We start from the raw sequence: 12,592 nt of genomic DNA, 5'->3' as shown, positions 1-12,592 counted from the left end.
AGCCATTAAAGTTAAATTTCTTCTTCCTGTTCCGATATTCCATTCAGATTCTCCATATTCTTTGGCTAAATATTGAGTAGCTTTTTGAGATTCTAATTGTATATTTCTAAATATATTATGAGTTAATATTTCAGATTTCATAGAAATAAAAGGAATCAATCTAGATTGTAAATAAGAATGCCATCCTAAAGCTCCTAATCCAAGTGCTCTACTTTTTTCTGCAAAACGAACAGCATCCTCTATCCCTCTAATATTTTTACCTTTATTAATAAATTCTTGTAAAACAGCATCAAGAAATAAAATAGCATAAAAAACAGTTTTTGTATTTTCCCATTCTAAATATTTAGAAAGATTTAATGAAGAAAGACAACATACAAGAGTATGACTTTCATCTGTCGGTAACATGATTTCTGAACATAAATTACTATGATGTATTTTTAATCCATGTTTTTTCCAATTTTCTGGAATATTTTTATTAGCATTATCTTTAAAAAAAAGATAAGGTTCTCCAGTTTTTACACGTTCTTTTAACGTATTTATCCATAAATCTCTTTCCTTTCCATTTTGTTTAAAAACTTTATCCATAAAAGAATTAGTTAATATCACTCCTTGATGAATATTATGACATTGTCTATTAATATCCCCTTTAGGTTCTCTTATTTTTAAAAATTCTGTATATTCTTTATGTTCTATATTTAAATAAATAGCTACAGCTCCTCTTCTTGTTTTCCCTTGTTTACTAGCAATAATCGAACTATCATAGGATTTAATAAAGGGAATAATTCCATCAGAAGTTCCTAATGTTCCATTTTTAATAGGACTTCCTATAGGTCTAATTAAGCTAAAATCATAAGAAGTCCCTCCTCCATTTTTACTTAAAATAGCCATTTCTAAATTTTTTTTATATATTTCATACATACTATCTCCAATACGTCCTGAAAAACAACTAATAGGCAATCCTTTTTCTGTTCCCAAATTTACCATAACTGGTGTAGAAGGGATAAGCCATCCTTTCCATAAAATATTAAAAAATTTTTTCTCTATTTTTGGTTTTTTAAGAATTTTTGCAGCATTTTTAGCTAATCTTTTATACGCCTCAAAAGGAGTTTCTCCATTTAATAAATATCCACCTTTAATTGTTGTTAAATAAAGTTCATTATTCCCCCATACAGGTAAATCTTTTCCTATTTTCCATCCTTTTTTTTCTGCAATAGGGTGTGTTTTCATTTTTTTTTATTAAATATTTCCTTATTTTTTTTCTTTTTCTATTTTTTCTTTTAATTTCACTAAACCTGCAATATCTCCAAAAGTAGATCTTTCAAATTTTCTAGATCGTTGATCTTTTCTTTTATTTTTATCATGTTGATCACGATATACAGATGTATGAGAAACTATAATTTTTTTATTTTCTTTATTAAATTCAATAACTTTAAAATTAATTTTTTCTCCTTTTTTAATAATTTTTCCATCTTTTTTTTCTAAAAAACGTAATGGAGCAAAAGCTTCTATTTCTTTATTTATTAATATAGTAGCTCCTTTCTCCAAAAAATTAACAATAATTCCATCATGAATACTCCCTGTATAATAAATTTTTTCATATTTATTCCAAGGATTCTCCATAAGTTGTTTATGTCCTAAATTTAATCTTCTTGTTTGAGTATCTAAAGAAATAATAACTACTTTTAATTCATCATTAATTTTACAAAATTCAGAAGGATGTTTTATTTTTTTAGTCCATGATAAATCATTGGTATAAATAATACCATATATGTTTTTTTCTAATTTTAATAAGATTCCAAAATTAGTAAATTTTCGGACATATCCTGTATGTTGAGATCCAACAGGATATTTATGTTTAATATTTATCCAAGGATCTGGAGTAAGTTGTTTTATACTTAAAGACATTTTTCTTTCTTGACGATCTATAGTTAATATAATCGCTTCTATTTCTTCTCCTATTTGTACAAAATCTTGTGTAGAAGATAAATCTGTAGACCATGACATTTCACTAATATGTAATAAAGCTTCTACTCCTGGAATAATTTCTATAAATGCACCATAATCTGCTATAACACTAACTTTCCCTTTTATAATACTTCCTATTTTTAAATTTTTATCTAAAGAATTCCAAGGATGTGGGTGCATTTGTTTTAATCCTAATTGAACCCTATTTTTATCTTTATCTACACCTAAAACTACAAATTTTAATTCTTGTTCTAATTGAACAACTTCTGTTGGATGATTAATATGAGGCCAACTCATATCTGTTATATGTAATAGAGCATCTACCCCTCCTAAATCAACAAAAGCCCCATAAGGGAGAATGTTTTTTATTTTTCCTTCTAAAACTTGACCTTTATCTAACTTAGAAATCATTTCTTTTTTTTGTTCCTCAATATCTCTTTCTATTAAAACCTTATGAGAAACCACTACATTTTTGGTTTTTTGATTAATTTTAACAACTTTTACTTCCATAGTTTTTCCCACATAAGTATCATAATCTCTAACAGGTTTTACATTTATATGTGATCCTGGTAAAAAACATTCAATATCAAAAATTTCTATAATTAAACCTCCTTTAGTTCTAGCGACTACATAACCTAAAATTACTTCTCCTTTTTCATAAGATTTATTAATCCGTTGCCAATTTCTTAATATTTTTGCTTTTTGATAGGAAATAATACATTGTCCTTTATAATCCATTTTTACCAACATAACTTCTATAGGACTGCCTATATCAAAAGAAACATTATCTTTATCTTTACTAAATTCACTGATAGAAATTACTCCTTCTGCTTTAAATCCAATATCTACAATAATATGTTTTTCTGTAACATGTGTAACAATACCTTTATAGATTTCTAATTCTTGTACTTTAGGTAAAGTTTTTTCGTATATTTCTTCAAATTTTTTTCTTTCTTTTTGTTTCTCATTATTGAAATGAGTTTCATATTTCGTCCAATCGAAACTTTGAATTTTTTCTTTAATAAGAATATTTTTATTATTGGTCATTTTATTTTTAATTACTTCTGTTTGATTAGATTTTTATTTTCTGAACTTTTTAAAAAATTTTAAGTTGAAAAAATATTTTATTTTTGGATCTTTAAAGAGATAATACAAAACTAATAAACTTTTTATTAATGATTAATGAATTCAATTCAAATTTTATTATTTTTAGTATGTCCTTTTTTTTAAAAAAAAATAAACGATAATATGTATCTTATTATTGATACCGAAACTACAGGATTACCAAAATCATATAAACTTCCTATTGATAATACGGATAATTGGCCAAGAATGGTACAATTAGCATGGCAATGTCATGATTATATGGGAAATTTAATTGAATTTAAAAATTTTATTATTAAACCGGATAATTATGAAATTCCTTTTAATGCTTTTAAAATTCATGGAATTAATAATGAAAAAGCACAAAAAGAGGGATATAATTTAAATTTTGTTCTTAATGAATTTAAAAAAATATTTAAAAAATCTCAATGTATCATTGGACATAATTTAAATTTTGATAAAAAAATTATTGAATGTGAATTTTTTAGAATTAAAAAAAATATTTTTTTTAAAAAAAAATCTTTAATAGATACTAAAAATGTATCTATTAACTATTGTCAATTACCTGGAATTAAAACAAAATTTAAATGGCCTACATTAAATGAATTATATTATAAATTATTTGGAATAGAATTTACTAAAAAATGGCATAATGCAAAAAATGATGTAAAAGCCACAGCTCGTTGTTTTTTAGAACTTTTACGGATAGGAATTATATCAGACAAAGATATAGGAATCTCTAATAATTTTATCACTTTTTTTAGAAAAAAATATTCTTCTACTATATCTGATCGTATAGTTTTTCTTCAAAAAAAAAAAGAATATATCGATGATATAGAAAAAAAAAAAATAGAAAATGATAATAATGATAATGATGAAAAATTTCAAAAAAAAAGATATTCTCATCTTCATAATCATACTACTTTTTCCATATTATCTTCTACTATAGGAATTCAATCAATGATTGATAAAGCTATAAATTTTAATATGCCAGCTGTAGGTATTACAGATTATGGAAATATGATGGGAGCTTTCTATTTTTTAAATGCTATTCATTCTGCTAATCAGAAATTTTATCCAAAAAATATTAAAGGAGTTATTGGTTGTGAAGTCTTTTTATCAGAAAATTATTTACAAAAAAAATTTACTAAAGAACAACCGGATAAACGTTATCCTCAAGTTTTTTTATCTAAAAACAAAATTGGATATCATAATTTATCTAAACTTTGTTCTTATGGATATATAGAAGGTTTTTATGATGGAATTCCTAGAGTAGGAAAAAATTTAATTGAAAAATATAAAGAAAATTTAATAGCTCTTACCGGAGATATTAATGCAGAAATTCCTCATACAATTCTTCATAAAGGAAAAATGAAAGCAGAAAAAGTTTTTTTATGGTGGAAAGAACTTTTTCAAGAAGATTTTTATATAGAATTATTACGTCATGGGTTAGAAGAAGAAAATTATGTAAATCGTATTCTTATTCAATTTTCTGAAAAATATAATGTTAAATATATTGTACAAAATAATACTTTTTATTTAGATAAAAAAGAAGCTGATGCACATGATATTTTGCTTTGTGTAAAAAATATTGAAAAAAAATCAACGCCTATAGGGATAGGGAAAGGATATAGATTTGGATTTCCAAATAATGAATTTTACTTTAAAAGTACAGAAGAAATGAAAAAAATTTTTTCAGATCTTCCAGAATCTTTTGATTTTTTAGATGAATTAATTAATAAAATAGAAACTTATCATCTTTCAAATAAAATTTTACTTCCAAAATTTATAATTTCAAAACATTTCAATGAAAATGATTATTTAAAAAAAATTACTTATGAAGGAGCTAAAAAACGTTATCCATATATAAATAAAGAAATAAAAGAAAGAATTAATTTCGAATTAAAAACAATTGAAAAAATTGGATATCCTGGTTATTTTCTAATTATTCATAGTTTGATTAAAAAAGCTAGAAAAATGAATATTTTAGTAGGACCTGGAAGAGGATCTGTAGCTGGATCTTTAGTTGCTTATTGTATAGAAATTACAGATATAGATCCTATTAAATACCATCTACTTTTTGAAAGATTTTTAAATCCAGATAGAATATCTTTACCAGATATTGATATTGATTTTGATGATAAAGGACGTGAAAAAATTATTGAATGGGTTGTTCAACAATATGGAAAAAATAGAGTAGCACAAATTATTACTTATGCTACTATGGGGGCAAAATTAGCTATTCGAGATACGGCTCGTGTTTTAAATTTTTCTTTAAAAGAAACAGATCGTATAGCAAAAATGATTCCTAATTTTATAACATGGAAATTATTATTATCTCAAAATTATCTTATAGAAAAAATGAGTCATAAGGAAAGATATAATATGAAAATTTTAAGAAAAATAGCAGAAAAAAAAGATAGTGTTATTAGTAAAATTATCCATAAAGCAAAAATTTTAGAAGGGTCTATAAGAAGTACAGGAATACATGCTTGTGGAATTATTATAAGTCCATCTGATATTAAAGAATATGTCCCAGTATCTCTTACAAAAGAATCTAATTTATTGATAACCCAATTTGATAATAATGTAGTAGAATCTACTGGATTATTAAAAATGGATTTTTTAGGATTAAAAACTCTTACGATTATTAAAGAAACCTCTAATATTGTCAAAAAACGTTTCAATATAAAAGTATCATTTCCTTTAGATGATAAAAAAACTTATTCTCTTTTTAAAAAAGGAGAAACTGTTGCGGTTTTTCAATATGAATCTTTAGGTATGAGAAAATATTTACGTCAATTAAAACCGGATAAATTTGATGATTTGATAGCTATGACAGCTTTATATAGACCAGGGCCTTTACAATATATTCCTAATTTTATATCTAGAAAACATGGAAAAGAATCTATTACCTATGATTTACCAGAAATGGAGGAATTTTTAAAAGAAACTTATGGAATAACTATTTATCAAGAACAAGTAATGTTAATAGCTCAAAAAATAGCGAATTTTAGTAAAGGAGAAGCGGATTATCTTAGAAAAGCGATGGGTAAAAAACAAAAAGATGTTTTAAATAAAATGAAACATAAATTTATTCATCAAGCTATGAAAAAAGGGTATTCAAAAAATATTTTGGAAAAAATATGGAAAGATTGGGAATTTTTTTCCTGTTATGCTTTTAATAAATCTCATGCTACATGTTATGCTTATATAGCTTTTCAAACAGCTTATTTAAAAATTCATTTTCCAGATGAATATATGGCCACTGTATTAAGTAATCATATGGATAATATGAAAAAACTTACTTTATTTTTAAAAGAATGTAAAAGAATGGGAATTTTTATTTTAAGACCAGATATTAATAAAAGTGATGATTTTTTTAAAGTGATAAAATATAATCATATTCGTTTTGGGTTAAGAGGAATTAAAGGAGTTGGAAAAAATTCGGTAAAAATAATTCTGAATGAAAGAGAAAAAAATGGATTTTTCACTTCTATTTTTGATATAGTTAAACGTATTGATTTACGTATAGTTAATAAAAAAACTTTAGAAAGTTTAATTTTATCAGGAGCATTGGATAGATTCCATATAGAGAGAGAACAATATTTTTTTCTTGAAAAAGAAAATAAATTCAGTACTCTAGAAAAAATTATTCAATTTGGATCACAATATCAAAAAAGTTACCAACAGAAAAAATCCTTAATAATAGAAAAACCAAAAATAGAAAAAACTATTCCATGGAGTATAATATATAAATTATACAAAGAAAAAGAAGTATTAGGGGTTTATATTTCTTCACATCCTTTAGATGATTATTTCTATGAAATAAAATATTTAACAAATTATTCTTTAGATAAATTGAATGAAAATGAAAATAAACTTATAGGTAAAAAAATACATATATGTGGAATTTTATCTAAAATAGAAAAAAAAACATATATAAAAAGTGGAAAAAAATATGGAATTTTTATATTAGAAGATTATAATTCTTTTAAAGAATTTCGTATTGATGGACAACAATATTTAAAATATGAACCTCTGTTATTTCCTAATAGTTTATTATATTTATCTATTTATATTATTCCATCTTCTACTACTAAGAAAGAACAATATAAAATACATATTTTTCATATAGAAAATTTACAAAACATACTAGAAAAATTTACTCAAAAATTGATAATAAAAATTAATATAAAATATTTAAATAGTATGGTATTTCATAAAATAGAAAGACTATTGGATCAAAATAAAGGAAATAAAAAACTGAATATTATTATATATGATCAGGAAAATAAAATATCCTTAGATTTTGAATCTAAAAAATATGGAATTCATCTTAAATCCAGTTTTTTAAAAAAAATAGAAAAGATAAAAGGTTTTAGTTTTAGTTTAAATGAATCTTTAAAATAATTTTCAATAAACTAAATAAACTATATATATTTATTTTAAAGACTTTATTAAATTTGTATACTGATTTATTTCTATTTTATGAAATATTATTACTACTATAAATATAATATCTATTTATTAGTTAGTTTATTTATTTGGTTCTTTTTTATGATATGAAAATAATAGTGAGAATATCTCATGATGAGGATACAAAATATGCATCATTAATTTGTAAAAAAATACAGGAATCAGCAAAAATTAGAGGGACTGGTATTTCTAAAAAAAATCCAGAATATATTAAATTAAAAATGATTCATGGAAATTCAGTCATTGCTTTTTATGATGGAAAAATAGCCGGATTTAGTTACCTAGACATTTTTCAAGATAAAGAATTTGTTGTCAATTCTGGGTTAATTGTGTTTCCTGAATTTAGAAAAAAAGGACTAGCAAAAATTATTAAAATTGAATTATTTAAATTATCCAAAAAAAAATTTCCAAATTCTAAAATTTTTAGTATTACAACAAGTCAACCCGTAATTAAAATAAATACAGAGTTAGGTTTTAAGCCTGTTGCTTTTAGTGAATTAACTCAATCAGAAGAATTTTGGAAAGGATGTAAAAGTTGTGCTAATTTTGATATTTTAATTAGAAATAAAAAAAAAATGTGTCTTTGCACGGGTCTTTTATATAATCCATATGATGAAGATGAAAATAAAAATAAATATAATAATGTATTAACTCATGGAGATAAAATTGTTTTAGCTTATAGCGGAGGTTTGGATACTTCTTATTGTTTAAAATATCTTCTTCAAAAAGGATACGAAGTCCATACGGTAATTATTAATACTGGAGGCTTTAAAAAAAAAGAATTGAAAAATATTAAACAAAGAGCTTTAAATATTGGAGCTAATACCCATAAAACTATTGATTCTTTAGAAGAATATTATCAAAATTGTATAAAATATTTAATTTTTGGAAATATTTTGAAAAATAATACTTATCCATTATCTGTAAGTTCAGAAAGAATTTTCCAAGCAATTAAAATTGCACAATATGCGACTATTATAAAAGCTAAAGCTATAGCTCATGGGAGTACAGGAGCTGGAAATGATCAAATTAGATTTGATATAGCTTTTCAAATTATATGCCCAGAAAAAATTACTATTTCGCCTATAAGAGATTTAAAAATTTCTAGAAAAGAAGAAATTGAATACTTACAAAATAGTGGAATATCTATTAATAATGCTAAATATTCTATTAATAAAGGGCTTTGGGGGACTAGTATTGGTGGAACAGAGACGCTTATTTCTTCTCATAAATTTCCAGATGAAGCTTATCCAACAAAATTAATAAAAAAAAAAAGTGAAAATTTAGAATTAGAATTTAAAAAAGGAGAATTATTTAGTGTAAATGGAGAAAAAGGAAAAGCTATCCAAAATATTATAAAAATTGAAAAAATAGCTTCTAAATTTGCTATAGGAAGGGGTATTCATATAGGAGACACTATTTTAGGTATTAAAGGAAGAGTAGCTTTTGAAGCTTCAGCAGCAATTATAATTATTAAAGCACATCATTTATTAGAAAAACATATTCTTACAAAATGGCAATTATATTGGAAAGAAAAATTATCCAATTGGTATGGAATGTTACTTCATGAAGCTCAATATTTAGATCCTGTTATGCGGAACATAGAAATTTTTTTAAGTAGTACACAAGAACGATTAACTGGAACCGTACAGATCATTTTATATCCATATAGATTTCATTTAGTTGGAATTAAATCTGATTTTGATTTGATGGAATCCAATATGGCTAAATATGGAGAAATGAATTATGCTTGGACAGCAGAAGATGTGAAAGGTTTTACAAAAATATTGAGCAATCAAATGAAAATTTACCATAATTTAAATAAAAAAAAATCATGATTGAAATCGGTATTATAGGAGGAACTGGATATACTGCTGGAGAATTAATTAGATTAATCATTCATCATCCAAAAGTACGAATTAATAGTGTACTTAGCAGAAGTAAAGCAGGAGAATATATTCATTCGATTCATACAGATTTAATAGGGGAAATAGAGGATATGAAGTTCACTGATTCATTCATAAGTAATAAAATTGATATAGTATTTCTTTGTTCCGGACATGGAAAATCTATAAAAGAATTAAAATACTTACACAATAAAGTAAAAGTAATTGATCTTAGTCAAGATTTTAGAAATATGAATAAATCTGTATTTCAAGGTAGAAAATTTATATATGGACTACCAGAATTACAAAAAGATATCATAAAACAATCAAATAATATTGCAAATCCAGGATGTTTTGCTACGGCTATTCTTTTAGCATTATTACCTTTAGCAAAAGGTAATTTATTAAAAAATAATATACATATTAGTTCTATAACTGGATCCACAGGATCTGGAAAACAAATTAGTGATACAAATCAATTTAGTTGGAGAAATAATAATATTTCTACTTATAAAATATTTAAACATCAGCATTTACAAGAAATTACACAAACTATTCATAAATTACAAAAAAATTTTTCTTCTGAAATATATTTTATCCCTTATAGAGGAAATTTTTCTAGAGGAATTATAGCAACAGTATATACGGATTCTAATTATTCTTTAGAAAAAAATCAGGATATTTATAAAATATTTTATAAAAACCACCCTTTTGTAAAAATTTCCGATATCAATATTGATATGAAACAAGTAATTAATACTAATAAGTGTATTTTACATCTTATGAAAGAAAAAAATAAAATCATTATTATCAGTATTATAGATAATCTTATAAAAGGCGCTTCCGGTCAAGCTATACAAAATATGAATCTTCTCTTCAATTTAGAAGAAACTTGTGGTTTAAAATTAAAATCTATCCGTTTCTAAAAAATGGAATTATTTGACGTTTATCCGATTCTAAATATCGAATTAAAAAAAAGTAAAGGAGTATATATTTATGATAAAAAAGGAAATAGATATTTAGATTTTTATGGAGGACATGCAGTTATTTCAATTGGTCATTCTCATCCATATTATATTCAATCATTAATCCAACAAATTCATAAAATATCTTATTATTCAAATAGTGTATTTATTGATCAACAAAAAAAATTAGCGAATTTATTGGGAATAATTTCAGGATATGATAATTATTCATTATTTATTTGTAATTCTGGAACGGAATCTAATGAAAATGCATTAAAAATAGCTTCTTTTCATACAGGGAAAAAAAAAGTTATTTTTTTTAGGGGTGGGTTTCATGGTAGAACTAGCGGAAGTTGTTCTATAACAGATAATTATAAAATAGTATCTCCTTTTAATGCTCAACATAAAACTATCCTGATGGATTATAAAGATTTTACTTCTTTAGAAAAAAAATTAAAAAATGGAGATATTTGTGCTGTTATCACGGAAGGGATACAAGGGGTATCTGGAATTATAGATCCTGGGTACAATTTTTTTTGTACAGTTTGGGACCTTTGTAAAAAATATGATACTATTTTGATTATTGATGAAATTCAAAGTGGATATGGAAGAACTGGATCTTTTTTTTCTCATCATTTATATCCGATACAACCAGATTTAATTACTATTGCTAAAGGAATGGGCAATGGATTTCCCATAGGAGGAGTTTTGATACATCCTAAATTTCATCCATATCATGGGATGTTAGGCACTACATTTGGAGGTAATCATTTAGCTTGTACAGCTGGTATTTCCGTATTAGAAATTATTAAAAAAGAAAATTTAATTGAAAATGCAAAAACAATGGGAAATATACTGTTGCAAAAATTACAAAAAATTCCTCAAATAAAAAAAATAAGAGGAAGAGGTCTGATGTTAGGGTTAGAATTTAATTTTACTATTAAAAATTTAAAAAATATTTTAGTTTATAAAGAAAAAGTATTTGTTGGAACTTCTAATAATCCTTATGTATTACGATTACTACCTCCACTAAGCATAAACATTTATCATATAAAATTATTTATTAAAAAACTAAAAAAAGCTTTATTCTATATAGAAAAAAATGAAAAATAAAAGAATAGCTATGCTGATACTGGAAGATGGAACAAGGTATAAAGCATCTCATTTTGGAGCAAAAACATCCTCCTCTGGAGAGGTTGTCTTTAATACATCTATGACTGGGTATACGGAAAGTCTAACAGATCCCTCTTATAAAGGTCAAATTTTGACTTTTACTTATCCAATCATAGGAAATTATGGAGTTCCATATCCATATTTTAATGAAAAAATTCATAAATTTTATGAATCCGATAAAGTTCAAGTATCCGGACTAATTATTTCGTATTATTCAAAACGTCCGTATCATTGGAATATGTATAAAAACCTATCGGATTGGTTAGAAGAACATGGAGTCCCTGGATTATATGATATAGATACCAGATTTATTGCAAAAAAACTTAGAAAAAAAGGAGGGTCTATGTTAGGAAAAATTGTCATAGAAAAAGAAGATCTTCCTTTTTATGATCCTAATAAAGATAATCTTTCTCAAAAAGTTTCTACTGATAAAAAAATTATATATGGAAATGGAAAATATCAAGTATTACTTGTAGATTTTGGATTAAAAAATAATATTTTACGTTGTTTATTGCGTAGAAATTGTACAATTATAAGAGTTCCATGGGATTATGATTTTACAAAAGACCAATATGACGGATTAGTTCTTTCTAATGGGCCTGGAAATCCTAAAATTTATGAAAAACCCATATTATATCTTCGTAAGGCTCTTAAAAAAGAGACTCCTATCTTTGGAATATGTTTAGGAAATCAACTTTTAGGTCTTGCTGCGGGAGGAGATACTTATAAATTGGAATATGCACATAGAGGACATAATCAACCAGTTTTATTATTAGAAAAAGGACAAAATTTTATTACATCACAAAATCATGGATATGTTTTGAACCCTATTAAGATTGATAGGGAATGGAAAATTTTTTTTAAAAATTTAAATGATAATACTTGTGAAGGAATCATCCATAAATGGAAACCTTTTTTTTCAGTACAATTTCATCCAGAGTCCTCTAGTGGACCTAGAGATACCGAATTTTTATTTGATATTTTTATCAATTCTATTATAAGAAAAAATCATTAAAGAAT

At 24.5% G+C, this 12,592-nt stretch carries 7 protein-coding genes (1 of these 7 cut by a window edge); 5 read left to right on the top strand and 2 right to left on the bottom strand.

Annotated features, from left to right (window positions below):
• Together H0H56_RS01605 and rpsA are read right to left on the bottom strand one after the other, a co-directional pair.
• Window positions 1-1,227, bottom strand: partial view of a ribonucleoside-diphosphate reductase subunit alpha gene (locus H0H56_RS01605; RefSeq protein WP_185873620.1) — the 5' portion only. It extends 465 nt beyond the left edge of the window; 1,227 of the gene's 1,692 nt are visible here — the first part of the coding sequence; it begins with the start codon at window positions 1,225-1,227; its stop codon lies beyond the left edge, outside the window.
• Between the two features lie 21 nt (window positions 1,228-1,248).
• Window positions 1,249-3,012 carry a 30S ribosomal protein S1 gene (gene rpsA / locus H0H56_RS01600; protein WP_185873619.1) on the bottom strand — a complete coding sequence of 588 codons (1,764 nt, stop codon included), beginning with the start codon at window positions 3,010-3,012 and terminating at the stop codon, window positions 1,249-1,251.
• A gap of 201 nt (window positions 3,013-3,213) precedes the next feature.
• Here rpsA and dnaE point away from each other — a divergent pair, with 201 nt between their 5' ends.
• From dnaE to carA, 5 genes are all read left to right on the top strand, one after another.
• A complete protein-coding gene (gene dnaE / locus H0H56_RS01595) occupies window positions 3,214-7,482 on the top strand; it encodes a DNA polymerase III subunit alpha (protein ID WP_185873618.1) in 4,269 nt (1,422 codons plus the stop codon).
• A gap of 152 nt (window positions 7,483-7,634) precedes the next feature.
• On the top strand, window positions 7,635-9,386 hold the full coding sequence (locus tag H0H56_RS01590; RefSeq protein ID WP_185873617.1) for a GNAT family N-acetyltransferase: 1,752 nt from the start codon (window positions 7,635-7,637) through the stop codon (window positions 9,384-9,386).
• Window positions 9,383-10,360: an N-acetyl-gamma-glutamyl-phosphate reductase gene (gene argC, locus H0H56_RS01585; RefSeq protein ID WP_185873616.1), complete on the top strand. Its 978-nt coding sequence runs from the start codon at window positions 9,383-9,385 to the stop codon at window positions 10,358-10,360. Before H0H56_RS01590 ends, argC begins: the two co-directional genes overlap by 4 nt.
• Window positions 10,361-10,363: 3 nt before the next feature.
• Complete coding sequence (locus tag H0H56_RS01580; RefSeq protein WP_185873615.1) at window positions 10,364-11,512, top strand: aspartate aminotransferase family protein; 1,149 nt, start codon at window positions 10,364-10,366, stop codon at window positions 11,510-11,512.
• Window positions 11,502-12,587 (top strand): glutamine-hydrolyzing carbamoyl-phosphate synthase small subunit, encoded by a 1,086-nt coding sequence (gene carA / locus H0H56_RS01575; protein WP_185873614.1) that lies wholly within the window; start codon window positions 11,502-11,504, stop codon window positions 12,585-12,587. The genes H0H56_RS01580 and carA overlap by 11 nt, the downstream gene beginning before the upstream one ends.
• Window positions 12,588-12,592: the final 5 nt, after the last annotated feature.

Source organism: Blattabacterium cuenoti, assembly GCF_014252455.1.
In the GTDB taxonomy this organism is placed as follows: Bacteria; Bacteroidota; Bacteroidia; order Flavobacteriales; family Blattabacteriaceae; genus Blattabacterium; species Blattabacterium cuenoti_R.
The sequence above is the reverse complement of the archived record's forward strand: the minus strand, read 5'-3'. Positions and strand labels throughout refer to the sequence as shown.